Origin of the sequence: Vibrio sp. S457-15 (genome assembly GCF_000960545.1) — a bacterium.
In the GTDB taxonomy this organism is placed as follows: domain Bacteria; phylum Pseudomonadota; class Gammaproteobacteria; order Enterobacterales; family Vibrionaceae; genus Vibrio; species Vibrio parahaemolyticus.
The window spans coordinates 62,202-88,653 of the sequence record NZ_JYOQ01000180.1 but is presented as its reverse complement, the minus strand read 5'-3'; the positions used below and the strand labels follow the sequence as shown (position 1 = coordinate 88,653).

Annotated in this window: 22 protein-coding genes and 1 riboswitch; of the genes, 13 read left to right on the top strand and 9 right to left on the bottom strand. The window is 44.3% G+C overall.

The features are described 5' to 3' along the window. Positions 1–30: 30 nt before the first annotated feature. The 3 genes from UF05_RS22445 to UF05_RS22435 all read left to right on the top strand — a co-directional run bounded on the left by UF05_RS22445 (position 31) and on the right by UF05_RS22435 (position 5,484). Positions 31–663 (top strand): DUF2760 domain-containing protein, encoded by a 633-nt coding sequence (locus UF05_RS22445; RefSeq protein ID WP_005454971.1) that lies wholly within the window; start codon positions 31–33, stop codon positions 661–663. Continuing rightward, positions 663–2,615, top strand: a complete 1,953-nt coding sequence (locus UF05_RS22440; RefSeq protein WP_025626298.1) for an Hsp70 family protein — start codon at positions 663–665, stop codon at positions 2,613–2,615. Before UF05_RS22445 ends, UF05_RS22440 begins: the two co-directional genes overlap by 1 nt. Before the next feature lie 61 nt (positions 2,616–2,676). After that, positions 2,677–5,484 (top strand): Hsp70 family protein, encoded by a 2,808-nt coding sequence (locus UF05_RS22435; RefSeq protein ID WP_045545140.1) that lies wholly within the window; start codon positions 2,677–2,679, stop codon positions 5,482–5,484. 98 nt (positions 5,485–5,582) lie between these two features. Here UF05_RS22435 and UF05_RS22430 read toward each other — a convergent pair whose 3' ends face one another. Beyond that, on the bottom strand, positions 5,583–5,777 hold the full coding sequence (locus UF05_RS22430) for a hypothetical protein (RefSeq protein WP_005394200.1): 195 nt from the start codon (positions 5,775–5,777) through the stop codon (positions 5,583–5,585). Between the two features lie 86 nt (positions 5,778–5,863). On the opposite strand from UF05_RS22430, the gene UF05_RS22425 reads away from it, so the two are divergent. The 6 genes from UF05_RS22425 (at position 5,864) to UF05_RS22400 (ending at position 13,701) form a co-directional block, all read left to right on the top strand. Next, on the top strand, positions 5,864–6,550 hold the full coding sequence (locus tag UF05_RS22425; RefSeq protein WP_045545139.1) for a DNA-3-methyladenine glycosylase I: 687 nt from the start codon (positions 5,864–5,866) through the stop codon (positions 6,548–6,550). Positions 6,551–7,050: 500 nt separating this feature from the next. Continuing rightward, complete coding sequence (locus tag UF05_RS22420) at positions 7,051–8,394, top strand: sodium/glutamate symporter (RefSeq protein ID WP_005454913.1); 1,344 nt, start codon at positions 7,051–7,053, stop codon at positions 8,392–8,394. A 242-nt stretch (positions 8,395–8,636) separates the two neighbouring features. Further along, positions 8,637–9,128, top strand: a complete 492-nt coding sequence (locus UF05_RS22415; protein WP_045545138.1) for a prepilin-type N-terminal cleavage/methylation domain-containing protein — start codon at positions 8,637–8,639, stop codon at positions 9,126–9,128. 273 nt (positions 9,129–9,401) lie between these two features. Beyond that, positions 9,402–11,141, top strand: a complete 1,740-nt coding sequence (locus tag UF05_RS22410; RefSeq protein ID WP_031818640.1) for an ABC transporter transmembrane domain-containing protein — start codon at positions 9,402–9,404, stop codon at positions 11,139–11,141. A gap of 3 nt (positions 11,142–11,144) precedes the next feature. Further along, positions 11,145–12,923, top strand: a complete 1,779-nt coding sequence (locus UF05_RS22405; protein WP_029827919.1) for an ABC transporter transmembrane domain-containing protein — start codon at positions 11,145–11,147, stop codon at positions 12,921–12,923. A 229-nt stretch (positions 12,924–13,152) separates the two neighbouring features. Then, on the top strand, positions 13,153–13,701 hold the full coding sequence (locus UF05_RS22400; RefSeq protein ID WP_029827921.1) for an MSHA operon transcriptional regulator: 549 nt from the start codon (positions 13,153–13,155) through the stop codon (positions 13,699–13,701). Positions 13,702–13,851: 150 nt separating this feature from the next. Here UF05_RS22400 and UF05_RS22395 read toward each other — a convergent pair whose 3' ends face one another. The 4 genes from UF05_RS22395 to UF05_RS22380 all read right to left on the bottom strand — a co-directional run bounded on the left by UF05_RS22395 (position 13,852) and on the right by UF05_RS22380 (position 18,097). Next, positions 13,852–14,070, bottom strand: coding sequence for a hypothetical protein (locus UF05_RS22395; RefSeq protein ID WP_005455055.1), 219 nt, complete (start codon positions 14,068–14,070; stop codon positions 13,852–13,854). A gap of 90 nt (positions 14,071–14,160) precedes the next feature. Further along, positions 14,161–15,285, bottom strand: a complete 1,125-nt coding sequence (locus tag UF05_RS22390) for an HD-GYP domain-containing protein (RefSeq protein ID WP_029805418.1) — start codon at positions 15,283–15,285, stop codon at positions 14,161–14,163. A gap of 240 nt (positions 15,286–15,525) precedes the next feature. Beyond that, complete coding sequence (locus UF05_RS22385) at positions 15,526–16,731, bottom strand: aromatic amino acid transport family protein (RefSeq protein ID WP_005455065.1); 1,206 nt, start codon at positions 16,729–16,731, stop codon at positions 15,526–15,528. A 175-nt stretch (positions 16,732–16,906) separates the two neighbouring features. Next, the gene (locus UF05_RS22380; RefSeq protein ID WP_045545137.1) at positions 16,907–18,097 is read right to left on the bottom strand and encodes an iron-containing alcohol dehydrogenase; all 1,191 of its coding nucleotides are present in this window, start codon (positions 18,095–18,097) and stop codon (positions 16,907–16,909) included. A 575-nt stretch (positions 18,098–18,672) separates the two neighbouring features. On the opposite strand from UF05_RS22380, the gene UF05_RS22375 reads away from it, so the two are divergent. The 3 genes from UF05_RS22375 (at position 18,673) to UF05_RS22360 (ending at position 21,982) form a co-directional block, all read left to right on the top strand. Then, complete coding sequence (locus UF05_RS22375; RefSeq protein ID WP_045545136.1) at positions 18,673–19,938, top strand: HD-GYP domain-containing protein; 1,266 nt, start codon at positions 18,673–18,675, stop codon at positions 19,936–19,938. A gap of 1,193 nt (positions 19,939–21,131) precedes the next feature. After that, a complete protein-coding gene (locus UF05_RS22365) occupies positions 21,132–21,497 on the top strand; it encodes a VOC family protein (RefSeq protein ID WP_020840697.1) in 366 nt (121 codons plus the stop codon). A gap of 101 nt (positions 21,498–21,598) precedes the next feature. After that, positions 21,599–21,982, top strand: coding sequence for a hypothetical protein (locus tag UF05_RS22360; RefSeq protein ID WP_020840698.1), 384 nt, complete (start codon positions 21,599–21,601; stop codon positions 21,980–21,982). Between the two features lie 81 nt (positions 21,983–22,063). Here the strand turns inward: UF05_RS22360 and UF05_RS22355 are convergent, their stop codons facing one another. After that, positions 22,064–22,798: a hypothetical protein gene (locus UF05_RS22355; RefSeq protein WP_005464478.1), complete on the bottom strand. Its 735-nt coding sequence runs from the start codon at positions 22,796–22,798 to the stop codon at positions 22,064–22,066. Positions 22,799–22,829: 31 nt separating this feature from the next. Beyond that, positions 22,830–22,988 carry a hypothetical protein gene (locus tag UF05_RS25305; protein ID WP_005477734.1) on the bottom strand — a complete coding sequence of 53 codons (159 nt, stop codon included), beginning with the start codon at positions 22,986–22,988 and terminating at the stop codon, positions 22,830–22,832. A 528-nt stretch (positions 22,989–23,516) separates the two neighbouring features. After that, positions 23,517–23,618: riboswitch (glycine riboswitch) on the top strand. 117 nt (positions 23,619–23,735) lie between these two features. Between UF05_RS25305 and UF05_RS22345 the strand changes: the two genes are divergently transcribed. Beyond that, positions 23,736–25,112, top strand: coding sequence for an alanine/glycine:cation symporter family protein (locus UF05_RS22345; protein WP_005464704.1), 1,377 nt, complete (start codon positions 23,736–23,738; stop codon positions 25,110–25,112). A 109-nt stretch (positions 25,113–25,221) separates the two neighbouring features. Here UF05_RS22345 and UF05_RS22340 read toward each other — a convergent pair whose 3' ends face one another. Both UF05_RS22340 and UF05_RS22335 read right to left on the bottom strand, forming a co-directional pair. Then, on the bottom strand, positions 25,222–25,788 hold the full coding sequence (locus UF05_RS22340; RefSeq protein ID WP_005500403.1) for a hypothetical protein: 567 nt from the start codon (positions 25,786–25,788) through the stop codon (positions 25,222–25,224). Further along, on the bottom strand, positions 25,789–26,424 hold the full coding sequence (locus tag UF05_RS22335; protein WP_011105916.1) for a LysE family translocator: 636 nt from the start codon (positions 26,422–26,424) through the stop codon (positions 25,789–25,791). Between the last annotated feature and the right edge of the window lie 28 nt (positions 26,425–26,452).

The following is a 26,452-nucleotide window of genomic DNA, read 5'->3' as shown; positions in this document are numbered from 1 at the left end:
CGAGCAATCAATAGAAAGAGAAAAAACGTCATGAACATTGATTTGAACCTAATTCCTCAAACGTTCGATATGCTGCACGCAGGCCTTGCTGCTTCGAGCGTATTGCTTCTTCTGATCGCAGTATCACGCAAATCAAAAGTGATTGAGAAAGTGGTAGAGAAACCTGTCGAGAAAATCGTCGAGGTTGAAAAGCCAGTCGAGAAGATCGTAGAAGTGGAAAAGGTTGTAGAAGTAGAGAAAGTCGTAGAAAAAGTGGTGGAAGTTGAATCAAAACTTGCAACAGCTTCTACTGATTCTGCAATGCAGCTGCTTTCTATCATGCAGCAAGAAGCGCGTCTAATCGACTTCCTGAAAGAAGACCTAACTTCGTTCTCTGATGAAGAAGTAGGCGCTGCGGCTCGTGTTATCCACACTGGCGGTCAAAAAGTACTGAACGATTACGTGACACTTGCGCACGTTCGTAACGAAGAAGAAGAAACTCGTATTACGGTTGAAGAAGGCTTCAACCCACAAGAAATCCGCCTAACTGGTAACGTGACAGGCAGCGCGCCGTTCCACGGCACTCTAGTTCACAAAGGTTGGAAGGCAACGTCTATGAACCTGCCTAAACTGGCTGAGAACTACGATGCTTCTGTGATTGCTCCAGCTGAGGTTGAGCTGTAATGGAACACATGAACCAAGAAAACCTTTCTCAAGAGACAGCGCAAGAGCAACAGTCTCCTAAATTCAGTGTTGGTATCGACTTAGGTACCACTCACTGCGTAATGTCTTACGTTGATACTCAAGACGAAGACGCTCGTGTACAAGTCATGCCTATCCCGCAGCTAACAGCTCCGGGTACTGTAGAAACTCGCAGCCAATTAGGCTCGTTCCTATACCAGCCGCATGAGCATGAAATGAACCCGCAATCACGCGTTCTTCCATGGTCAAGCGAACCAAAGGCACTTGTCGGTGCGATTGCTCGTAACCTAGGTTCAAAAACACCAATTCGTTTAGTTGCTAGTGCAAAATCTTGGCTTTGCCACGCTGGTGTAAACCGTCGTGACGCATTCCTACCTGCGGGTAGCCCAGAAGAAGTGGAAAAAGTATCCCCTCTTCGCGCAACCGAGCTATACCTTGAGCACCTAAAAGACGCTTGGAATCACGCGAATCCAAACCACAACCTTGCCGATCAAGACGTTACCATTACGGTTCCAGCTTCTTTCGATCCTGCGGCTCGTGACCTGACAGCCGAAGCTGCGCGCAACGTTGGTTTTGTGCACCTAACGCTTCTAGAAGAGCCTCAAGCTGCGCTTTACAACTGGATTGATAACAGCAACGACAAATGGCGCGACGAAGTTGAAGTTGGCGACATCGTGCTTGTGGTCGATATCGGTGGTGGTACAACCGACCTTTCTTTAGTTGAAGTAACAGAAGACGAAGGCAACCTAACTCTGAACCGTATCGCGGTAGGTGAACATATCCTACTTGGCGGTGACAACATGGACCTTGCACTTGCGTACCGCTTGAAGATGAAGCTAGCGCAAGAAGGCAAAGAGCTACAGCCATGGCAAGTTCAGGCGATGACGCACGCATGTCGTGATGCTAAAGAAGCGCTATTGAACGACAGCGAGCTTCAGTCAGTGCCAATCGTGGTACCAAGCCGCGGTTCTAAACTGCTTGGTGCAACGCTGAAAACTGAACTGACTCAAGAAGAAGTACAACAAACATTAGTTGACGGTTTCTTCCCTCAAGTTGCGATTACAGACCACCCTGTTCAACGTAACCGTGGTGCACTAACACAAATGGGTCTGCCTTACGCACAAGATGCGGGTATTACTCGCCACATTGCAGCATTCTTGTCTAAGCAAGCACACGCGCAAAGCGGCGGAGAATCAGCGCAAGCTCAAGATTTCAACCCATTTGCAAACATGCCAGGTATGCCTGGCGCGGATGCTGCGCAATCGGCTGACTTCATCAAGCCAACTGCAATCCTATTCAACGGCGGTGTTCTGAAATCGAAACTTCTAGCAACTCGTCTAGAAGACACGATCAACGAATGGCTACTAGAAGCAGATGCTGAAATGGCGAAACGCCTAACAGGTGTGGATCTAGACCTTGCGGTTGCTAGCGGTGCGGCTTACTACGGCTCTGTGCGTCGTGGTCAAGGTGTGCGTATCCGTGGCGGTATTGCTTCAGCGTACTACGTGGGTATCGAAAGTGCGATGCCAGCGATTCCGGGCATGGCGCCTCCAATGGAAGCACTTTGTGTCGCACCATTTGGTATGGAAGAAGGCTCAAGCGTTGACGTACCAAGCCAAGAGTTTGGTTTGATCATCGGTCAGCCAGTTAACTTCCAATTCTTCGGCTCAACCGTTCGTCGTGATGACCTAGCAGGTACTCACTTAGACTACTGGGCACCAGAAGAGCTTGAAGAGCTACCCGAAATCCAAGTAACGCTGCCTGTATCTGAGGGTCGTCGTGAAGGTGAAGTGGTTCCAGTAACCCTAGCTTCTCGCGTCACAGAGCTTGGCACGCTTTACTTAGAAGCCATCGCCGCAGATAACGGGCAAAAATGGCATGTTGAGTTCGATGTGCGCGAAGACGCGAAAAGTGACTCAAACGAAGAACAATAATTAGAAGTCAAACGGCATCCAATCGGGTGCCGTTTTTAAATACACGAAGGTTTGGTTTTGTATGGCATCTCCTCGTTTTCTTGTTGGTATTGACCTTGGCACCACAAACACTGTGGTGGCCTACTGTGAAATAACCGACAACCTTGAACAATCCGAAGTATCCCTATTTGACATTGACCAACTGATTGGTCCGGGCGAAGTCGTTCGTAAACCACTTCTGCCCTCTTTCCGCTATCATCCAGCTGTAGGTCAAATCTCCCCTTCTGACCTCACTCTTCCTTGGGACAACGAACCTGTTGCCGGCGACATTAACAATGTCATCGTTGGTGAATGGGCTCGCGAATTAGGCGCGAAAGTAGAAGGTCGTCAGGTATCCAGCGCGAAAAGCTGGCTCTCACACCAAGCGGTTGATCGTAACTCAGACATTCTTCCTTGGGCTGGTGCGCAAGACGTGGATAAAGTCTCGCCAGTTATTGCCAGCGCAAGTTACCTCAATCACATTCGTCAAGCATGGAACTACCGTCATCCAAGTAACAAACTCGAAGACCAAGACGTAGTTGTCACCGTTCCTGCATCATTTGATGAAACCGCGCGTAAACTGACACTTGAAGCCGCCGAGCTTGCTGGCTTGAAAAAAATCGTCTTGCTCGAAGAGCCACAGGCGGTGTGTTACGACTGGTATGCACGCCACCAGCAAACTGCGGCTGACGAATTAAAAGATCTGCCACTAATCCTTGTTTGCGATGTGGGTGGTGGTACAACAGATTTAAGTCTTATCGAAGCTAAGTTCACTCATGACGACTTAGCACTTGATCGTATTGGCGTTGGTGAACACTTAATGCTAGGTGGCGATAACCTCGACTTAGCGTTAGCGCACCTTGCTGAAAGTCGCTTCAGTCAAAACAAAAAACTCACTGCTGCAAGCCTAACCAAGCTTATTCAACAAACTCGTAAAGCTAAAGAAAACCTACTCTCAACGAGCGCGCCTGACGAAGTAAAGATCACCATGCTAGGCAGTGGTTCTAAGCTGCTTGGGGGCACAAAGAGTATTGCTCTAAGCAAACAAGAAGTGCACCAAATCGCATTGGATGGTTTCTTCCCGCTTTCTGATTTCAGTGAAGTGCCAGACAAACGCCGCAGCGCGGTTGTCGAGTTTGGTCTTCCATACGTTGCTGACCCAGCCGTCAGTAAGCACGTTGCCGAGTTCTTAACTCAGCATCAGCAAGTGTCTCGCGCCGCTCTTGGCATTGAAGACGACAAACAAAACGCGATCCCAGTTGGCTTATTGCTGAACGGTGGCGTGTTCAACAGTGATCTGGTAACTGAACGTGTCACAACCCTACTTTCTGACTGGCGCGGCGCACCAGTTACGGTATTAGATAACCCACATCCAGATTGGTCGGTCGCACTAGGTGCGGTTGCGTTTGGTAAAGCGCGTCGTGGCGCACAACTGAAAATTGGCGGTGGTGCTGCACGCTCTTACTTCTTGCATCTACAAGAAAAAAACAAAATGGGTAAAGCCCTCTGTTTACTTGCTAAAGGAACAGAAGAAGGCCACGAAATCCGTTTAAGCGGTCGTCGTTTCTCGCTCACTCTTGGAGAGCCAGTTCGCTTTAACCTGCTGACTTCTACCCACGATACCTTAACCAACAACACGGCGATTCAAAACGGCGTGATGGTTGATGTTGACCCAGACTTGTTTGCGCCTCTGCCGCCTTACATCACCACACTTGAAGGTGAAGGTGCAGAGCTACAAGCCAACCAGAAAGAACGTGTTGAAGTTCAGCTGGCATGTCAGTTAACCGAAGTAGGCACTCTTAAGATGGAGTGTGTCAGTGCCGAAGACGACAACAAGCGTTGGGAACTGGAATTTGAAGTTCGCAATAAACAAGCCGATGACGGTGAGGAAATTCAGCTTCATCCAAGATTGAACGAATGTAAGGAGCTGATTGCTCGTCTATACAGCGGTAACAAGAAAAGCGCAGAAGGCAATGAGATCAAAACCTTAGCGAAAGATCTTGAGAAGAAGCTCGGCAAACGCGATGAGTGGGACTTTACCACACTCCGTCAACTTTTCGATACTTTTGCGCAGGGTCGTAAGCGTCGTCGTCGCTCTGAACAACATGAGAAAAACTGGCTTCGTTTGGCTGGCTTTGCACTGCGTCCGGGCTTTGGCGATCCAACCGACTCTTGGCGTATTGAGCAAGTTTGGGGACTGTACCAACAGAACATTCAGTTCAAAAACCATCAAGGCTGGACAGACTGGTGGGTATTCTGGCGACGTATCGCGGGCGGTCTAAGCCAAGAACAACAAGAAACCATTTTGGCAGACATCGCAAAATATCTGCATCCCGGCGCGATGAAAAATCCGCAGTCAGCAAAAGCGGCTCAGGAGATGGGGTACGAATCCATGGTGCGTCTTTCAGCCTCTCTGGAGCATCTAGAAGTGGAAGATAAAGTCCTGCTGGCGACGTGGTTCTTAAGCAAAGCCATCAACCAAAACCAGTTTGAACAAGCACACTGGTGGGCGATGGGACGTTTGGCTTCTCGCACACCGCTTTATGGCAGCCAGCACAACGTCATTCCTCGTGAACAAGCTGAGCAATGGTTACCTAAGCTTTTGGAACAAAATTGGCTGAAAGAACCAATGATCGCTTTCGCAGCCGTAATGATTTGTCGTAAGACGGGTGACCGATTATTCGATATTTCTGACGACTACCGGGAACAAGTTCTAACAAAACTCAAACAGAGCAAAGTACCTGAGTCGTGGGTATCGCTGGTTGAAGAAGTGAAAGAGCTTTCAGAAAGCGAGTCAAAACGTGTCTTCGGTGATGCTTTACCAAGCGGTTTAACGCTGGTTCATCATTAAATCCACTTTACAAAAGAAGACGAGTTAAACGCACAAAGCCCTTCCGACGAAGGGCTTTGTTTTATTGCATTCTTTTGGTTTTGACCGCGCACAACGCGTTAATTCATTTCTGTCGTAATCACCACATCGCGCGTTTCGTTATCCATATCACTAATACCGACCACCGACACTTCTCTGTCCGATAGAGTCTCAATTAAGCTGTCTTCTAATCCGCCATCAGCCAGCCAAGTATAAAATTTATCCGCGATACGCTCCGAACCTTCCCCGACAAACGTTAATGTGACCTTCTTCATTTGTGACACTCCATCAATTTACGATTCAGCCACTTAAGCGTAGTATGTTTCGCAAATATCGACATAAACTAGGACTAACTTCTTTTATGAGTATCGAAAAATTTGACGCGATTTATCAACGTGCTGCTGAGCGAAAAGGCGGAGAAGATCAGCTTGAAGCGCTATTGTCTCACCCATTAAGTAAAGAGGAATTAGCAGCGATTCCCGATGACCGTTGGCTCGCCGCTTTTTCGATGAAGGTGTTCCAAAGTGGGATTTCGTGGAGCGTCGTTCGCAACAAGTGGCCGAACTTCGAAGAAGTGTTCTTCGGATTTAAGATTGAGCCACTATTGATGCTGTCTGACGAACAATGGGAAACCAAAGCAACGGACAAACGCATTATTCGCCACCTAACGAAAGTGATGTCGATTCCTGCCAATGCTCGAATGATCCACGAAGCATCAATCCAGCATGGGTCATTTGGCAAAATGGTCGCAGATTGGCCTCAGGAGAAAATCACTGAGCTTTGGGCGTATCTAAAAAAACATGGCAGCCGTTTGGGCGGTAATACAGGGCCATATACTTTACGTCAAATGGGTGCTGATACGTTTATTTTGTCTAACGATGTGGAAGCATACTTGCGCAATTGCAAAATCATCGAAGGCGGAAAAGACACCAAAAAATCTCACGATGCAGCAACCCAAGCGTTTATGCAATGGCAAAAGGAGAGCGGTCGTAGCCTCACCGAAATCAGTCAAATCATTGCATTTAGTACCGGTGATAATCGACTCTAACGACAAATTGATAAGCACATTGACTCTTATTACAGTGTGCTTTTTCTGGCCATATCTCTAGCTCCACTCTTGGCTTCATTAAACTTCAACCACCTTCCCATCTTGAGAATTACAAATAATTGTCGTATCGACAAAATTAATTTTCCATACAATATTTTTATTTATCAAACACCTACCTATGGTTGATGTTTTATTAGGCATGTTTTATTGATTCTGCTCAATTGCATTGCCTATTCAAACTGAATAGGATACACGCCCTTCCTGAGTGAACTATCAAAAATAAAATCGAGAAACTTGCTCGAGTTTCTCAACAGTTCACGAACATTCTCGACAATTATATTCATTTCATGATTGTTAGCGCACTTGAGCGCTGATTGAAACGACCATTGCTCCGTACTCGAAAGATTTCGTATTCGCGCTTTCTTACGTGGAGTTATTTATTTCATCAAGGTTGGTCAAAAGGATGATGCCCCTTGAATGCATTTACTGGAGGACAAAAAATGCCAAAAGGTCTAATGCTGACTGACTTAGCCATCGCAGGCTTACTTTTGATTGTAGCGAAAGTGATTCGCGTGCATACGCCATTGCTACAACGCATGTACATTCCATCTGCTGTATTGGCAGGTTTATTTGGTCTCGTGTTTGGCCCTGCCATGCTCGATCTATTACCGTGGACAGACACGTTTACCGCTAACGCAAGCCTATTAACCGCTGCACTTTTTTCTGCGTTAGGGTTAGCAACGGATGTTCCATCCCCAAAAGTGGTCGCACAACGCGCAGGCTCGTTATGGGCATTTAACCAAATTGCTTCTGTCTCACAGTGGTTATTTGCTGCAATGTTTGGCCTGCTCTTAACTACATTTTTCTGGCCAGAAATCAATCCTGGTTTTGGCGTAACAATGTCTGCGGGTTTCATGGGTGGTCACGGTTCAGCCTCAGTTGTGGGAGATATTTTCACGGGTCTTGGTTGGGAAGATGGCTTCACGCTTGGTTTGACCTTTGCGACAGTCGGTATCTTCATCTCAATTTCCATCGGCATGCTGATGCTTCAATTTGCTCTAAAAATGGGTTGGATTCGAAGCTTTACAACTTTTGACAGCATGGATGAACATGAACGAAAAGGTCTTGTCAAACCAACAGAACAAGAACCAGTGATGAAAGACACAATGTCTTCACTCTCTGTGGATTCATTTGCTATTCACGCAGCCCTTGTCGTCGTCGTTACGGCTTTCTCTTATGTCGCAGCAAACTACTTATCGTCGTTCCACGACAAAGTACAAATTCCGACATTTGTAACGGGCTTTTTGGGCGGAATGCTCGTGCGAATTGTCGCGAAACAAACCAAAGCGTCACGATACCTTTGTGATGGAGCATTTAAGCACGCAGCTGGTATCAGCACCGACTACCTGATCATATTTGGTATTTCGGCAATCAAAATTACTGTTCTTGCTCAGTACCTTGCGCCAATGATCGTACTCGCCATTGGTGGCATCGCATTTACGTTGTGGCTGATCTTCTGGGTTGCGCCTCGAATTATGGGCGATGATTGGTTTGAAAAAGGCATATTCTCCTGGGGCTGGCTAACAGGCACAGTTGCAATGGGCATCGCGCTATTGCGCATTGTTGACCCTAAAATGCGTAGCAAAGTTCTGGATGACTACGCCATTGCTTATGTGCCTGGTTCAATTACCGATATCTTTATCATCTCTCTGATGCCTATCGCGATGTATAACGGTATGGAGTGGCAAGCACTTGGTGTTGGCTTAGCTTATATCGCAGTAGTCCTGTTTATCTGGCGATTTGTATTTAAACGCAGTGGCCAAACGGTAACGGACGCATCTTAAATACTCCGGCTCGGGAGATTTTTCCTCCCGAGCACATCTTTATTCATTTTTTTCCTTTTCCCTCCTCTCTTTAAAATCCCAATTGAGAAACCGCTTCAATCTCTAATGAATAAATAGGCAACTTGTTTTATATATGAGATTTGCAATAACAGTCACACCTTCTCATTCTTTTTTAATACCGATATAACCCCATTTTTATTCCAGAATAGCAGCCTATAAAATGACAAAGCTGGAGGCTGGTTGTGCGTGGTTCACGAGGATTTACCCTTATCGAGTTAATAATGTGCATCATCATTCTTGGTGTTGTTGGCGTTGTTGCCCTGCCCAAGTTCCTCGGAATACAAAAAGACGCACGAATTGCCGTTTTGTATGGTGCAAGAGAAGCGCTAATGACAGCCAACAACCTTGTTTACACTAAAGCCGTTATTCAGTCTCAAGAGAACATCAACTCAGAAGACACGCGAAACATCGACTTAGATAACGACGGAGTAAACGATCTTATTGGTTACTTTGGGTTAATCAAAAACGTGATTCCAGCAAAAGAACTTGCCGGTTTTGACCCAAAACTCACCATCAACAAATGGTACGGCGCCGATTCAGAGGCTGAACCCTACTTCCTTATCGGCTTTGCCAACAAACCCGTGAGCATCCATCACCTGTGTTATGTCGAAGTGTACTACCCTAAAACACCGGGCGGACAACTTCGCTATGGAATTCAAACTGAAGACTGCTAAAACCTCTCCAAAACAAGCTTCAAAATTGTACATTTTGAAGCTTTCTACTTTTAGCGCTCACTTACGCGCCAAAACCTCAACTTAACATAGATTTCACATAATTTTGTTGCATGGTTTTCTTGCAGCGAGAAAGCAAGTAATTCCTGAGTGCATATATTCAAAATCGACACAATCTGTTGTTTTCTTCTTCGCTCAAAAATTGTGCTTGTAAACTCATCATTTCGCTCAATAATAGTTCCATAACAAATTCAATAATTTAAAGCAGGAGGCGTAATGAGAATTTTCTGGCAGCTGCGTTGGTATTTCCGACAAAAATGGAAACATTATGTGGGTTCCATTCTTTTATTTGCAGTAATCTCTGCCCTTCAGCTGGTTCCACCCAAGGCAGTCGGAGTGATTGTCGATGGCGTTGTTGATAACACATTAGAAACAAACACGTTAATCATGTGGTTGTTAGGCCTTATTGTTCTACTTTTCACCATCTACGGGTGCAGAATCCTCTGGCGTATATGGCTATTTGGTGCGAGTTGGGAACTTGGAACCATTTTACGCAACCGCCTTTACCGCCACCTTTCGACTCAACCTCCCCGCTTTTTTGAACGATACAAAACTGGCGATTTGATGGCGCGCGGCACGAACGACGTAAGAAACATCGTTATGACAGCTGGCGAAGGGGTATTAACGGCAGCCGACTCGGTTATCACAGGCATAGCAGTATTGATCATCATGGTCACGCAAGTCAGTTGGAAACTGACCGTTATGGCCCTGTTGCCAATGCCATTTCTCGCGCTAATTATTTTCTTTATCGTCCGCATTCTTCACCAACGTTTTCGTGTCGCGCAGGAAGCATTCTCTTCGATGTCCGATATGGCGCAAGAATCCCTAAATGGTGTGCGAATGCTGCGTGCTTTTGGTTTAGAAAACCAAGAGCAACAACGATTTGAAGATGTCGTTGACGATACTGGTGCTAAAAACATCGCGGTAGCAAGAGTAGATGCGCGCTTTGACCCTGCGATTCAATTGACGATTGGTCTTTCGTTTCTTCTTAGTGTGGCGGCAGGCGCGTATCTGGTCGACAAAGGCGAAATCACTCTTGGTGATTTGACAGCCTTCACCATGTACTTGGGTTTGATGATTTGGCCAATGCTGGCGTTCGCATTCTTGTTTAACATCTTAGAGCGCGGTTCTGCCGCATGGAATCGCCTACAAGAAATCTTCGATGAACAACCAGAGATCATTGGTGGTACACAACCTCTAGATGACAAACCATTACAGCTACACATCAAGATTGACGCGTTTCATTGGAGTAAAGAACTCCCTCCTGCTCTTGCCGCTGTGGACGTAACGTTAGAGCCAGGGAAAATGCTCGGAATTGCTGGCCCAGTAGGCAGTGGCAAATCGACATTACTCACTCTGCTATTGCGTCAACATGATTTAGAAAATGGCACCATTCAGTTTGGCGATGTCAAAATCAAAGACGCTATCTTACCTCAATGGCGTAATCGCTTTGCGGTTGTGAATCAGAGTCCATTTTTGTTCTCAAAATCGATCTTTGACAACATCGCCCTTGGCAATCCTCAAGCAACAAAGGAGCAAGTTTATCAAGCAGCGAAATTGGCGTGTATCCACGACGATATAGAGAAATTCCCTGACGGATACCAAACCGAAGTTGGCGAAAAAGGCATTACTCTTTCTGGCGGTCAGAAGCAGCGTATTGCGATTGCACGTGCCATGCTTCTCAACGCTCAAGTGTTAGTTTTAGATGATGCCCTATCCGCCGTAGATGGTCGAACCGAACATCAGATTCTCAAGAACCTTGAAACACACTACCGTGATCAAGCGTTGATCGTTATCGCACACCGATTAACGGCATTAGAAGCGGCTGATGAAATCATCGTTCTTAATCATGGCCATGTCACCGAGCGAGGGAAACATCATTCTCTACTCGAACACCAAGGCTGGTACGCAGAAATGTTCCAGTACCAAAAACTCGAACAAGCAATGGAGGAGTAATCAATGAAACAAACCAGTACATTTAAGCGGTTGTTGTCTTATCCATTGTCTCAGCCGAAGCCAATGATAAAAGGCTTAGCTTTGCTGTTTATCGCGGCGTTAGCGAGTGCGAGTGGCCCTTGGTTGATCCAGTATTTTATTGATGAACACATTGCCAAAGGTGACTACTCTCGTAACGTATTGATTGCTTTAGCGTTGGGCTATGTATCACTTCAAGTCATTTCAGCAACGTTCCAATATCTTCAATCGTTGCAATTTAGCATGGTGGCAACGAACACGATCAAAACCATTCGCAAGCAAGTGTTTTCGGGAGTGATCAAACAGCCACTTTCTGCGTTTGACTACACACCTGCCGGTAAGCTTGTTTCTCGAATCACGAATGATACAGAATCACTTCAGCAGTTTTACGAGTTGTTAATCGCGACCGTGGTTAAGAACGTTGTGATGATCGTGGTGATGTTGGGTGTCATGTTCTTCATGAGTTGGAAGTTGACGCTGGTTGTTCTCGTCCTGTTACCGATCGTAATTGGCTTTATGTATCTGTTTAAACAACTCAGTACCGATAGTTATCGCAGAATGCGTGACTTGCTCACGGACATTAACGCCAACTTAAGCGAATCAATCCAAGGGATGAGCGTGATTCAGCTGATGCAACAAGAAGAGCGCTTTAATAAACAGTTTAACGAACTCACTGCTGAGCATTTGGTCGCGTCCAAAAAAGTCATTCGCTTAAACGGGTATCTGCTGCGGCCTCTCATGGATCTGTTGGCTGGACTTGCCCTACTCTGCTTAGTTGCCATCTTTGGCTTTAATGGTGTCGAGTTGATTGGTGTCGGTGTACTTTATGCGTTCATCAGTTATTTGGCGCGTGTGACCGAACCTCTGATTGAAATGACCCAACAACTTGCACTTTTACAACAAGCGTTGGTGTCGAGTGAACGTGTTTTTGAGTTGATTGATGCGAAGCCACAAACTTACGGTGACGATCATAAACCACTTAAAACGGGCTCAATTGAGCTAAATAATCTGACGTTCAGTTATGATGGCAAGCAAGATGTATTGAAAGACATCTCCTTGAAAGCCGCTCATCAAGATTTTATCGCGCTGGTCGGCCATACGGGCAGCGGCAAGAGCACATTAGCATCTTTGCTCATGGGCTTTTATCCAACCAATGTGGGCGAGTTATTGATTGATGGGCGGCCACTTAATACATTGGGTAAAGACGTACTTCGCAAAGACGTAGCAATGGTTCAACAAGATCCGCACATTCTCCCAGCCTCTGTACGTGAGAACATTTCTCTTAGCCGAGTAGTGAGCGATGAGCAAATATGGGATGCGTTAGATAAGGTAGGTTTGTCGGAGCAAATTCACCGCTATCCAAACGGCTTAGACACTCAACTCGGCCAAGGTGAAACCAACCTTTCGGCAGGTCAAAAGCAATTACTTGCGTTAGCCCGAGTGTTAGTAGCGAAACCAAAAATCTTAATTTTGGATGAGGCAACGGCAAACATCGATTCAGGAACTGAGGCTCTCATTCAAAAAAGCTTAAAAGTTTTGCGCCAGAACATGACGTTAGTGGTCATTGCTCACCGACTGTCCACCATATTGGATGCAGACCAAATTGTGGTTCTACACCATGGTGACTTGGTCGAACAAGGCACGCATAAAGCCTTATTGCAACAAAATGGTCGCTACGCTCAAATGTACCAATTACAACAAGCGAATAGACACCTTCAACAGATTGAGCAAGAAGATGCTAAACAACTAGAAGAAGCTGTTTAAGCACTGTACAAGCCACCTGAAAATCGCAATGCAGGTGGCTCCATTTAGTTAAATCCATTCACAATTTAAACTAATTTTTTATTTCTTACCTATTATTGACATAACCCCTCGCTATATAACGCAAGGTCGTTGTAAAATCGTAACGAACTTCAGCTCAACTTCTTGCCGATGACTCGGTGAGCTGATTACCTATTTCTCATATTGCATATTAATCTCATGACACAAGTCCATGGACAAAGATAAGTTTACTAACATCTATCGCTTGCCTGGTTCGATTCAAATTCGTATCGGTAAATGGCAAAAAACGTTCCGCGGCACCTCTGATTTGGTTTTACATCAGGCGCTAATGGAGCGTAATAAACAGTTTAAAAAACCAGACTTTCTACCTAAAGGCTGGTGTGTTACTCCTATTGACGAAAACGACATCACCATTACGCACCACGGTAAGTACATCCAAACAGTCATGCGTACCATGTTAGATAGAAAGGTATCGTATAAGCGGCTGTTCATGTCGCGTATGAATGCAGAAGCTGGTGAAAAGGCACTTCGAAAATACAAATTGGAGTGGGTTCAAAAACACAATCAGATTGCGAAAAAATACAACCAAATCAAGAAAAAGCAGTACATGAATTTTGCAAGGGAAGAAGAAGAAACACTCTACCCTTCCATTCCAAAAGGCGAGTTCGATAAAACGCTGTGGAACAAATTGGTTATATCCACTTTTGGTCCAGAGAAAAAATACAAAAATCCTCACTTTGTACGCAAAGCAGACATCTAATTAAACACCCCTAAATTTAGGGGTGTTTATCTACACGTTAATACAATAAAAATGCAAGACTGATATTCAACTCAAGTAAACTCGAGATACTTGAGTTCTCGTTTTTGACCTATGGCGTTGAAGGATTGAAATGACGCCATAGCGGTTAATTTAATGACGAGCGTCAGCGCCAAATTCTACTTCTTTATAGATATCGGCCAGCGACTTCTTACCTTGTTTGTCTTTGGCTGAACGCTTTTTCTTTGCATGATAGTGATATTCTTGCTCCTGAAGTGCTTCTTCATGCTCTTTCGCTGACTGCACAAACTCAGGGTTCGCAAGTGCTTGTTGGCGTAAGCGGTTTACTCTCTCAAGGGTTTCCCACAACATACTTCACCTCCAAACCAAATACTGTATATAAAAACAGTATTGTTTATAATTTCCTCCTAGTCAATATTCGTGCTCCTTCGTTTACGGGGATTACATCAGCCCTAAGCCTGTGTAGTGCTCAGGATATTTATGGATGATTTGTTTTAGATAATTTTGATGCTCACGCAGCGCGTTGACACATTCTCTGGACAACAATCCTTGATACACCCATTTCTCCAACTCAAGCAAGGCGTAAGGTATCGACCAAGCTTGGCGATATGGGTGATGAGTCGTAAGCACATCGAATGCGTTAGCCACCGCAACGATTTGCGCTGCAATTGGGATCGCCTCTTTCTTCAAACCGTACGGATAACCAGAACCATTAAGGTTTTCGTATTGGTACGTAATCATCTGCAAAAACAGCGTCACGCTTGGGTGAACTGGATTACCAATACGCGCCACTATATCGTCTGCAGATTCGATACACTGCTCGATATGTTGAAGAAGAATCGCCTCCTGCTCTCTCGTGTAACGTGTTCTACTACAGGCTATTTCTATCGGCAGTTGAATATCGCTCAATGCATGAAACTGCGCAAACGTACCAATATGCTCAACCGTTTCGTCATTGAAATGATGATGATCCGCGAGTTGTGTGGCGATTAACTGGCTGTAATATTTCATCCGTTTAGTATGGGCATAATATTCTGGCGAATAACCCGGCATCATACCCTGCATTCGATCGGCAAGCGTTTCGATGGCATGAACGACATGATCCTCAGACTCAACAGCAAATTGAACCATCTCAAAATAAGGCTTAAGTCCATTCAATGCTTCAAGCTTAAAAGCTTGGGGCTGGGTAGAATTTAAAAAGACAAATCCGGTAAAGGCTTTGTTGTCATAGCAAGGAATCGCGACTGATGACTGATAGCCTTCTTTAAGCAGGGTTTGTATGCGGGAACAATGATTGATGTCGTGAAGATCATCGACAATACGTGGTATTGCATTTTCAGCGGAGATAGTAAGGTTGTGGAGCTTTCTAAACGGCGCCTCATGATGGGCCAAGCACCAAGTATCAAATTCACTTTCGGCGAAAGATTTGAGCATGTCTTGATGAGGGTGATATTTCGCAAACGACACCCTATCGATACACGGCAAATGTGCCTGCATTCTATTCTTCAACGTTTGCAGTTGCTCATTAAGCGGTTTAGCAAACGGGTAAAAACTCCGGTGCGCCATACTTCACCTCCACACCCAAGTAGAGAAACCAGAAGAAAAAGCTCCTTTCTGTCAGAAATTTTGATGATCTTAGAGCGGCTTTTCCCCACTTAAATAATTGATATACCACAACCTAAGTGTACGAAATAAAAACAGACTTCCGCCAATTTTTTCACCGAATATCTTACGGTAATTTGATCCAGATTAAAAAAGCCAACAGGTTTCCCTATTGGCTTTTCGCGTTCAATTTAAACTGTGGAACTAACCTAGAGCAGGTAATACACCTAAAGTAATGAGCACTTGCGCTAAAACGATGCCCGTACCCGCTATACCAGTGACGACCAGCGCTCCTTGCCCACCTGCGACACGGTATTCACCTGAGAAATCATCGGAACGACGAACCTTGATCACCATGACAAGAGGAAGGAAAATCGCAAGAATAGCCAATGCAATCGCCGCGTAACCCAGCGCCATAATGAAGCCTTGCGGGTAGAAAAGCGCAAAACCAAGTGGCGGAGTAAACGTAATCACTGCAGCTAACAAGCGATTTGGTTTCTCACTTTTGCCTTTGATCGTATCACCTAAAAATTCGAACAAACCTAAGCTCACACCTAAAAACGAGGTGAGAAGTGCAAGGTCGGCAAATACACCTACAATGCTGCTCAAGTTGGATTTGTGAACAGTTTGAGATAATTGACCAATAAGTGCACTCAAGCCACCGTTTTCAATAAGCGCATCTTGGCTTACTACGCCTAAGGTAACGATTTGCCAGAAAATGTAGATAACTAAAGGAATCGTCGAACCAACAATAACCGCTTTGCGCAAAGATGACGTATCGCCATCTAGGTAGTTTACGATTGCAGGAATACTGCCGTGGAAACCAAACGATGTGAAAATCACTGGAATCGCCGCAACAATAAGTCCCTGTTCGATAGGCATGCTTAGCAAGTATGACTCGGTAACGTTTGGCGCTAAAAATGACAGTACCGCAACCATTGCGACTAGCTTTAACGCAAACAACACACGGTTTACTTTATCAACTGTTCCTGTACCAATAGTCACCACTAAAGTAACGATCAGAGTGAAAATCACTGTCGCTGTCGGGCCAGAAATATCTAACTCAAACCACTGAGATAAGCGGTCACCAAATTGTGCACCGCCACCAGCGATGTATGCCGCACACAATGAGTAGAACAAAAATAGCATCGCAAAACTGGCAACCCACTTACCCTTTTGACCAAGGATTTGTTTCGCCAAGGTATGAAGTGTTGCACTACTTTCAGCATATTGGTGAAGTTCAAGCATCAGTAACGCAGTAAAGGCCATCAATGCCCACAAACTCAACATGATGATCAGTGATGTAGTAAAACCAATGCCAGCGGAGGCAAGAGGAAGAGCTAGCATACCAGCCCCAATTGTAGTACCAGCAATAATTAGGGTACTACCAAACACTTTAGAACGACTCATTGTATATTTATCTTTACATCTTATTGGCGGTTATCAGCATCAGATCGGGCAACGGCGCACCAAAACTGACACCATATTTGTAATAAGCACGATATTGTAGGATCTTTGAGAGAAGATCAAGCAAAGTGTAAGGATAAAAAACCACGTCCGTAAAATTATATTTACATAATGCAATCTAAGCGCTTATTTCTATCAATAAGCGAGCGCATTCTTCAGAATTCATAAACTTGGGAACGGGGTAATTCCAATGTGCCTCTTTCAGAATCAGGTCAACCAAGTCTTCGATATCATCTTGTTTTATGGCTGTTGTACATTTTTCGATACCAATAGCATCGTACAAGGATTCAATCTGTTCCAAGAAATGCTCAGCACTTGGTTTGTCTTTCGTATTGATATTGGTCTTCTCGGCAAGCGTTCTTAGCTCATCTTCAATTTCAGGCAAAGAGAACTTTAAGACGGGTAGCAACGCTAACCCATTTGCCATACCATGTGGCAAACCATACCTTGCCCCTAAGTTGTGCGCAAAAGCATGCACGTACCCCAGACTTGCCTTGGTAAAAGCTAACCCTGCGTAGTAAGACGCCATGGCCATTTTGTATCGAGCTTCAATATCTCCCCCCTGCGCCACGGCTTTGGGTAAATAACGAAATATCAATTTGATTGCAGCGACTGAATACGCTTGAGTTTCTGGTGTCGCATTGCGCGAGATGTAGGCTTCTACCGCATGAGTTAACGCATCAATCCCTGTGTCAGCAGTGATTTTGGCTGGCAAACCGATAAGCAAGTCGGGATCGAGCACGGCCATAATCGGCACCAGTTTCGGGTCCATCAAGGGCGTTTTTAAATGCGTATTTGGGTCTGAAACCACTGCCGCGATCGTCACTTCAGAACCAGTGCCAGAAGTGGTTGGAATAACAAACAGAGGCGCCGGGGTTCGCCATACTTTGAAAAGTCCTGAGAGCTTTTTGATTGAGCGTTTGTTACTTACTCTTGCAGCAATCACTTTTGCACAGTCAATGGCAGATCCGCCACCTAACGCCAAAATGGCTTCCGACTGAGAGGCGTTGTAAGCACGTAATCCATCTTCGACTTGATCGTAAGTTGGGTCTGGTTTTACTTCAGAAAACACGCCCACCTGTAAGCCCAACCCCTGCGTTTGCTCCAAGACTTTACCTACCATACCGATTCGAACTAATTCCTCATCGGTCACTAGCAACAAACGTCGAAAACCTAGATCAGATATCGCCTCCAACAACTCAGATACGGCTCCCGAACCAGAAAACAACGTCGGCCTTGGAAGTGGCAGCACATGCGCTGCGATTTTTAGCCCTTTGGTGTAACTGCGATACAAACAATGTTTCAACATACAAATTCCTTTTGAGTTGGAGCATTTAGTCTAGTAGATTTTCAGGCAACTCTTCTTTGCGGCTTCACAAATTCGCAATCGAGTCGTTTACCTTTTCTTCCTTTAACTCATTGAGCTAATTAAGAAACAAAATTGGGATATTTTCTTTCCTACAGTGACCACCACAATAGGTATTCCATCTGCACCGTCCATACGATTTACATTGAGAGTGGCAGCAAAACGAGCAACGTCACTTTGAGGCCGAAAACCCTAAAGTCGTCTCTCCCCCTTTGTTTGCTGATGTTTTAGTTAAAAGTAGAAATAAGAATACGTTGCATCATGATTTATTGTCGTTTTCAAAGAAGTCAACCAAAGCAACAAGAATCTTTTAAAACCAATACTCAGCTCAAAGAACTGACGTTAAGCAGTGAGCTTCGAGTGATATTCTTATGCAACTAGGATTATTATCTACGCCATAATTAAAATTACGTCCAAATAGCCCACCTTTAAGGGTTCTTTTCGCTGTCGCGCCCTTTCTCTAAATATCAGGCCATGATGTCGGTTTGCGTGGGCTTAAAAACATGTCGGTATAAATAATGAAGCATTCTTCCTCTCCCGATGCTATTGCGGGTTTTGAAGTCGATCTAAAACAAGCACTCATCTGGGTCGCCCGTGCACTCGACTATGTAGGTGTCGATGATACTCACCACAGTCACCGTGTCGCATACATCGCCTACCAATGTGCTCTAGCCTTAAATTGGGATTTAAAGAAAGCAGAGTTTTGTTACTTTGCAGGCATGATTCACGATTGTGGCGTCTCTGAAACGCAAGAACATAAAATGTTGCTGGACGAGCTCATCCCTCAAGATGCCAAAGCGCACTGTTTGCGCGGCTACCAAACGCTCAAACAATGTCGCCTTTTAAGTCAATTTGCCGTTCCAGTACTTTACCACCACACCCATTGGGATGAACTGCAACATCTCGACCTGCCTGAGTTCGAAAAAGACGTTGCGGCCATACTCTACCTTTCTGATCGACTAGACTTCATGCGTGCGCGCTATGTAATGAACTGCCACTGTGACATTGTTACGCTGCATGAGGAGTTGATTGCAGAATGTGTATTGGCGAATGCTGGCACCTTGTTTAATCCAGTCATGTGCGAAGCCATGGTTAAGCTCATCATGACCGACGGATTTTGGTTCGCGATGGAATCAGAAAACATCGAAACCATTGGTCTGAATTTTAAGAGCATTGATTGGTTACAAAAACAGTTAACCATTTGGGACATGAACAGCCTTGGATTATTTCTGGCGCGCATTGTCGATGCGAAAAGCCCATTTACTTATCAACACTCGCAAAAAGTTGCTGAGTTGTCGCGCTATTTGGCGGGCAAATTAGGACTCGATGAACACGACCAAGAAATGCTGTTTATTGCCGGTTTGGTTCACGACATAGGTAAGCTAAAGACGCCGGATGAAATTCTACATAAGGAAGGCGCGCTCAGTAAGCAGGAATACACGAGAATCAAACGACATACGATAGACACTCAACTTGCGCTGCATAAGGTGTTCCCAAACGCCAAAATCGCAGAATGGGCTTCAAATCACCATGAACGCTTGGACGGCTCAGGCTACCCTTACCATAAAACAGCAGAAGAACTAGACATCCCTTCTCGCATTATTGCCGTTGCCGATGTGTTTCAGGCACTATCGCAAGATCGCCCTTATCGAGGACGAATGAGCCAAACACAAATTGCTGAGATCATGGATGACCTAATTGAGCAGAATAAACTCTGCGCTCACGTCTATGAGGTGTTAGAGCAGAATATGACGGCTTGCTACAACATGTCTATTTTCCACTAAAAGCCGATTTTCAGACATTAAAAAGGGCGCATCACGCGCCCTTTTTAGTATTTAGTAGCGACTAGATTTTTAACTCTCCACCGATTCTTTTTGTATCTAAAACATCCGTCTCAACTTTTCTGGGCTATGTTCGATTACCAAGGTCAATACATAGACAACCAGACTAGTTGAAATCAAACCAAATAGAAGGCCGACCCGAAACGACATCGTGGTCAGAGTGATAAATCTATAGCTAAAAACTCCAATATTAAGCATTGCGTACAAGTTATCCAAACCATAACTTGGTAACGGCATACTGATAAATAGAAGTGACAACAATAATAATGGAGTCAATCCGTAATAAGCAAAGTAAAAAATATGGTTCAATCCAGTCCGAACCCTAGTTTAATAAGAGTATTACGCAAGTAACAAATACTCGATGACAGCGCTAAAAAGACATATTTTCCTTTGCAATGTTTATCACCAAAATTAAATAACTTGAAAATGCCTACTGAAATACCGAGAACAATCCAAAACATACAGCATGGTAAACGACCAAATCATACCAATTGGCAACCAAAAAGAGAGCTTCGCTAGTGTGACTTCTTCCTGTTCTTCATAGTGAAGACTCCACTATACGAGTGCTACATAGGCGAACAACACTCCCAAAATGATGACATATTCCGCCTCAGAAATACTAATAATCATAAGTACTAACGCCAGCGTTAAGATAAATACAATCTGGTAGAAGATGGCAGGAAGTGAACAAACTAGTCGCCAGTCGCAAAATTACACGGCCAACATCTTGGAAAGTCTCGTAAGTTTTCGCGATAAAATAAGCAACTGACGCTATAAAGTGTTCAATTTCTTGATTTTCTTCACGTTCAGTTTTCACGTCATTTTTTACAGAATATAAACAGTAGAAAGATTCACTCTGTTTCTGTAAGCTCACGCATTATTGCTTTATCCGTGATGTCATTAACAACCAACGTATGATTTTTATTCTTTTCTAATTCTTGCGATGAAATACTCAAAGAACATGTAAAACAAAATAAAACTGATAATGTTGAACTGATTGATTTAAAAGTTTAATGACACTTCCCACTATTTCAAGGCAATACTGGTTACTCGATGTATTGAGTCTACTGACAGCACCTGTCATGCTCTTTCGGTAAATTCAGCCTCATCTATTTAACAAAGTTGAGGAATAATCCATGCTGACTATCAATTCATTCGTTCTCTATGTAGAAAACATTCACGTGAGCCAAACATTTTACTCGAGACTGTTTGATTGTGAGGTCACGCTTTTATCTCCTACATTTGCTTCTATGCCACTTTCCCATAGCGTCAAACTTACGCTCAAACAAAGTGACGTGCTTACTCCAGTCAGCATGGTGAAAGGTGGAGGAGCCGAGTTATCGTTGTCTGTAGCAGACGGACATCAACTGGAGCTGGTTTACAACAAATGGAAAGAGATGGGCGTAGACTTTATTCAGCCACCAATGACCTCGGTGTATGGGTTAAATTTTGTAGCGACCGATCCTGATAAGCATCGCATTCGCGTGTTCATTAGTGAATAAAAATGCGTTAAAAATGCTTTTTACCATTCCCAACTAGACTTCAATAAATTAGACTCAGGGGACACTAATAAGCTGCGTTGTATATAACTAAAGGAATGCCCATGAGCTCAAGTATGATCCTTAGCGAATCCCTAATTGAAAGTGGACGTGATATCCCACTAAAAGAACTGCTTTATGCAAAGCGCGTGTTAGACAACTACATGGCGGTAGCAAAAGACACAAGCCCGCTTGAGCTATTAACAGAAATGAAAGCTGCAGCTAAACAAGTAGAATACTTCACTACAAATAACAATCCGTGTGAAGCGCGCAATGTCATTAGCAGTATGATTGATGAGATCGACAGTGCAGAAACGTTTGCTGCTTTCAAAACTCTCGCAGGAAAGCCATCTCAAGCTTTGAACGAATTAATTGAAGATCGTGCTCAACTCATTAGGTATGAACGAGAACTTTTGCTTGCATCAGGTTATGATGCCTCTCGTATCTAACGAGTTTTAGCTTAACATAGGTAAAAGGAAAGGAGCTCAGTGAGCTCCTTTTTATATGAACAATCGAGTGTATTGTTGAGCTTATAAACCCATATCCGATGTAATTTCTTTGATCTGTTTGAGATCCATTTTATAGACTTCAATTAGTTGATCAATTTGGCTAAGTCGAGAATTTGCTTCATCGTGCTTATCGCAAGCATCGGATTTTACATCCCACGACTTCCCTTCTAAGAACACATCACATTCTTTCTTCAGCTTGTCGATTTTCGGCAGTAGCTTCTCACGCTCTTTCTCTAACGCTTCTAGATCTTGCGAGATTTTGAGTTCTTTCTGGAACACTTCACGAGAGCGTTCAAACATGGTTGCTTGCATATCCGCTTGGCGAGTAAGCTTTTCATTCTCTGTCTTGCTCGAGCTCAACTTGTCATTCTGTTGCTTCACTTGAGATTCCAACGACAAGTTAACCTTCTCGACCTCGGTAAGCTGAGCTTGTAATTTTTTCAGCGCTTTCTGATGTGCGGCGTCCTTTTCTGCGAGCAGTGCATCCACTTTCTCTTGGATTTCTTTGTCTAGCGACTCTTCACGAGTTTTAACTTGAGAAACTAACGCGGTTTTATCTTGCGCAAGCGCTTGATATTTATCTTCTAAAACTTGGTAAGTAGATTCCCATTTATTCGCCGTCAAAACAGAGCCAGCCAAGCCCCCAAATGCCAAGCCTAGTACCGCTGCAATTGCGATATATATGTGTGTGCGTTTGTCACGTTCCTCAATGACAACCACTTCATCTTGTTCTTCAATATTTTTTTGAGAAGTCACCGTATATTACTCCAAGGACTCTTCTATCTTGCTAGCGAATCAGTTCCGCAATCACAATGGATGCGGTATAAATCAGGAATGCGCCAATCAATGTTATGACGGTCGCTTTTTGGACTTTTTCATTGGTTCGATAACGGAATAGCACAAACGCTACAACTATCAATACCGCAATGGCTAACAATCTGGTCATACAGCCTCCTTGTCCAATCGCGTAAAACTGACTAACTCCCAAGACAGTTTCACAAAAGTTTATTGTAACTCATTTCTACGTTACGCAAGGTCAACTTAGCGTAGATTTTCATCCGCGTGCGCTAGATTGGATCAATTTTGTGCTCTTAATTGAATAACTTACCTAAGGCCCACTGGCGATGCATTACCAAAGATTATGTTGGTAAGTGAGAATATTACCAATAGAAATAGTATCAATTCCCTACGCTACTCAACAAACCTATATCCAGTACGCCATAAAAATACCTTTTGTTCAAAAATGTGTTGAAAATAAATCGTCCAAGGGTGTTGAAATGGTCAAGAAACATGATAGAGTTCACACGTTAATGGTGACCAGCATCATTAACTAACCTTTACTTATTTGATTGAGTAAATGTTCCGATGAAGACTGCAGGAGAGTGGTTATTAACCAAACTTTAACATTTGGTTAGATTAACTCGCCGAAGAATTAACTATTTCAGGTGCTACCTTGGTAGCGGGGACTGTAGTTGGAGGAACCTCTGGAGAGAACCGTTAAATCGGTCGCCGAAGGAGCAAGTCCTGCACATGTGTGCGGGGTGAAACTCTCAGGCAAAAGGACAGAGGAGTGGAAAGTTACAACCTAACTATTTGGCGTTCCCGCCTTCTTTAAATAGCTTAGTTCTATTAGAGATCCTTGATCTCGTCCTTTCCCTCTTCTCCTTATTAGTTGTTTTATTAAGGGGAAATCATGAACGACCTACAATCTTTACTACAAACCATTGATAACTTTGTCTGGGGTCCACCACTGCTTATTTTGCTTGTGGGAACCGGTGTTTACTTCACTTTTAGCTTAGGCTTGATCCAGTTTAAACACCTACCAACCGCGTTAGCGATGGTATTCAGTAAAGATAAGTCATCTGATAAACAGGGTGACGTTTCTAGCTTCGCAGCACTTTGTACTGCACTTTCTGCAACTATCGGTACTGGTAACATTGTCGGCGTTGCAACCGCAATCAAACTTGGTGGCCCTGGCGCCCTATTCTGGATGTGGCTTGCTGCCCTATTCGGAATGGCGACGAAATACGCTGAGTGTCTGCTTGCTGTTAAATACCGACGCGTTGACGACAATGGCCAAATGATTGGTGGCCCAATGTACTACCTACAATATGGTGTTGGCTCTAAAGCGCTAGCCATCATGTTTGCGGTATTCTCACTTGGAGTTGCTTGTTTTGGTATCGGTACGTTCCCGCAAGTAAATGCGATTCTTGATGCAAGTGAAATCTCTCTAGGTGTAAACCGTGAGCTTGCAGCTTTCATCCTGACGCTTTTGGTTGCATTTGTAACTCTAGGTGGCATCAAATCTATCGCAAGTGTCGCAGGTAAAGTGGTTCCAGCAATGGCGCTGTTTTATGTGTTGGCGTGTCTTAGCGTGATCATCATGAACGCAGATCAACTACTAAATGCTGTTGAACTTGTGTTGGTATCTGCTTTCACGTCTACCGCAGCAACGGGCGGTTTCCTAGGTGCTAGCATCATGTTGGCAATCCAATCTGGTATTGCGCGTGGTGTATTCTCCAACGAATCTGGTTTGGGTAGCGCGCCAATGGCCGCAGCAGCAGCGAAAACAGACTCTTGTGTTAAACAAGGTTTGATTTCGATGACAGGTACCTTCTTCGATACCATCATCATTTGTACCATGACAGGTCTAGCCCTGATCCTAACTGGCGCTTGGCAAAGTGACTTGTCAGGTGCCGCGATGACAACGCATGCCTTTGCTGTTGGTCTCAACGCAGAAACATTTGGCCCAATGCTGGTGTCTATCGGTCTGATGTTCTTTGCGTTTACAACGATCCTTGGTTGGAACTACTACGGTGAGCGTTGTGTGGTGTTCCTAATGGGCACAAAAGCGGTTCTGCCTTACAAGATTATCTTCCTTGCTCTAGTGGCTTCAGGCGCGTTCCTGCACCTAGACATGATTTGGATTCTGGCAGATATCGTAAACGGTTTGATGGCGATCCCTAACCTTATTGGTTTGATTGCGCTTCGTCATGTTGTACTGGCAGAAACTAAATTGTTCTTTAACCCTTCAGTTCAATCTGATGATCTTGATGCGGTAAAAGCATAGCTCTACAAAGAACCGTTAAGCCTGCACTTAAACGAGTTAGAAACCTTAAAACACAAAGCCCGCTCATGTTTAGCGGGCTTTATTTTTATCTAGATTCAAGATGACAACGTTAATCACGTAACCACTGATGTTCAACCTTCTCTCCACGCTGTTCAAAAAACTTAGCGTTTTGCTGTTTGAACTGATCAACTTTAATATCCGCGATTGGCCAATGGGCAAAATCTTCCGTAATGAAAGACTCATCAACACCAAATTCCAGCGAATCTAAATGCTTACCTATGTAACGGTAAAAATAACTCTGTCCGACGCTATCACACACAATTGGCACATGCGCCATTCGCTGGCGATTCACTGATACGGATGCCCAAGTTGTGGTGTTCGGTTTGCAAGTTTTCTCCTGCACAACATCGATTTCAAACTTGTTGTCTAACGTCGTAGATACAAAAACGACGATCGCATCGTCAAGGTAAACTCGTCTTAACAATAGCTGTTTGGTGTCGTGCGTTCGCGCCTTTTGGATACCATTAGAAAACGGCTCAAAGTGAGCCCAGTGCCACCCCCACTCCATCCCCCGAGGTGAAAACTTGATTTGTGGTAATGTCATCCAAGCAACAGCACTCGCAAACCCCAACAAAAACAGCGTCAGCATTAAAGCAAGTCGGTATAAATTGCGCATTTAAAGTGGTTCTTCAATCAGTAACTTAATTCCTAGCGCAACAAGCACAGCACCTGTTACTCCTTCCATCCATTTCATAAAGCTGGCATTTTTGAGCAAATTCTTTGCTGAGTTTAAAGCCCCTGCCAAGCCACATTGCCAAACCATTGCGATAACAAAATGGATAGCGGCCATCGTCATAGATTGCAACAATGGTGAGCCTTCCGGATTAACGAATTGCGGTAAAAATGCCAAGTAAAACACGGCCGTTTTTGGGTTTAGTACATTTGAGAGAAAGCCCTCTCTAAACGAACGTTTTCCACTGTATACCTGCTGAATTTGTTCAGCGACAGTAATGCCTCCGCCCGATGCCATTAGCGCTTTCAAACTGCTGATACCAAGCCAAATGAGGTACGCGGCTCCAATCATTTTAACGATTTGGAATAGCTCTGCGGATTGTGCAAGGATGGCAGAAATGCCCACGGCAGAGAAAAACGCATGTACAAACAAACCAAAACAAATGCCTAAACTTGTTGTACACCCATCTTTTAAGCCCGAACGACTTGTATTACGAAGAACTAATGCGGTATCCAGCCCCGGCGTCAGCGTTAAAATCGTGATAGCGATAAGAAACGCTTCAAAATTTAGTATGTCCATATTGTTGTGATAATTAATGGGTAATGTG

What these genes read in the sequence shown, in the direction of transcription:
- UF05_RS22420 (WP_005454913.1), top strand. Translation starts at nt 7,051, where the DNA reads ATGCCAAAAGGTCTAATGCTGACTGACTTAGCCATCGCAGGCTTACTT.
- UF05_RS22405 (WP_029827919.1), top strand. Translation starts at nt 11,145, where the DNA reads ATGAAACAAACCAGTACATTTAAGCGGTTGTTGTCTTATCCATTGTCT.
- UF05_RS22410 (WP_031818640.1), top strand. Translation starts at nt 9,402, where the DNA reads ATGAGAATTTTCTGGCAGCTGCGTTGGTATTTCCGACAAAAATGGAAA.
- UF05_RS22400 (WP_029827921.1), top strand. Translation starts at nt 13,153, where the DNA reads ATGGACAAAGATAAGTTTACTAACATCTATCGCTTGCCTGGTTCGATT.
- UF05_RS22435 (WP_045545140.1), top strand. Translation starts at nt 2,677, where the DNA reads ATGGCATCTCCTCGTTTTCTTGTTGGTATTGACCTTGGCACCACAAAC.
- UF05_RS25305 (WP_005477734.1), bottom strand. Translation starts at nt 22,988, where the DNA reads ATGACCAGATTGTTAGCCATTGCGGTATTGATAGTTGTAGCGTTTGTG.
- UF05_RS22440 (WP_025626298.1), top strand. Translation starts at nt 663, where the DNA reads ATGGAACACATGAACCAAGAAAACCTTTCTCAAGAGACAGCGCAAGAG.
- UF05_RS22425 (WP_045545139.1), top strand. Translation starts at nt 5,864, where the DNA reads ATGAGTATCGAAAAATTTGACGCGATTTATCAACGTGCTGCTGAGCGA.
- UF05_RS22335 (WP_011105916.1), bottom strand. Translation starts at nt 26,424, where the DNA reads ATGGACATACTAAATTTTGAAGCGTTTCTTATCGCTATCACGATTTTA.
- UF05_RS22385 (WP_005455065.1), bottom strand. Translation starts at nt 16,731, where the DNA reads ATGAGTCGTTCTAAAGTGTTTGGTAGTACCCTAATTATTGCTGGTACT.
- UF05_RS22345 (WP_005464704.1), top strand. Translation starts at nt 23,736, where the DNA reads ATGAACGACCTACAATCTTTACTACAAACCATTGATAACTTTGTCTGG.
- UF05_RS22430 (WP_005394200.1), bottom strand. Translation starts at nt 5,777, where the DNA reads ATGAAGAAGGTCACATTAACGTTTGTCGGGGAAGGTTCGGAGCGTATC.
- UF05_RS22365 (WP_020840697.1), top strand. Translation starts at nt 21,132, where the DNA reads ATGCTGACTATCAATTCATTCGTTCTCTATGTAGAAAACATTCACGTG.
- UF05_RS22445 (WP_005454971.1), top strand. Translation starts at nt 31, where the DNA reads ATGAACATTGATTTGAACCTAATTCCTCAAACGTTCGATATGCTGCAC.
- UF05_RS22360 (WP_020840698.1), top strand. Translation starts at nt 21,599, where the DNA reads ATGAGCTCAAGTATGATCCTTAGCGAATCCCTAATTGAAAGTGGACGT.
- UF05_RS22375 (WP_045545136.1), top strand. Translation starts at nt 18,673, where the DNA reads ATGAAGCATTCTTCCTCTCCCGATGCTATTGCGGGTTTTGAAGTCGAT.
- UF05_RS22390 (WP_029805418.1), bottom strand. Translation starts at nt 15,285, where the DNA reads ATGGCGCACCGGAGTTTTTACCCGTTTGCTAAACCGCTTAATGAGCAA.
- UF05_RS22340 (WP_005500403.1), bottom strand. Translation starts at nt 25,788, where the DNA reads ATGCGCAATTTATACCGACTTGCTTTAATGCTGACGCTGTTTTTGTTG.
- UF05_RS22380 (WP_045545137.1), bottom strand. Translation starts at nt 18,097, where the DNA reads ATGTTGAAACATTGTTTGTATCGCAGTTACACCAAAGGGCTAAAAATC.
- UF05_RS22395 (WP_005455055.1), bottom strand. Translation starts at nt 14,070, where the DNA reads ATGTTGTGGGAAACCCTTGAGAGAGTAAACCGCTTACGCCAACAAGCA.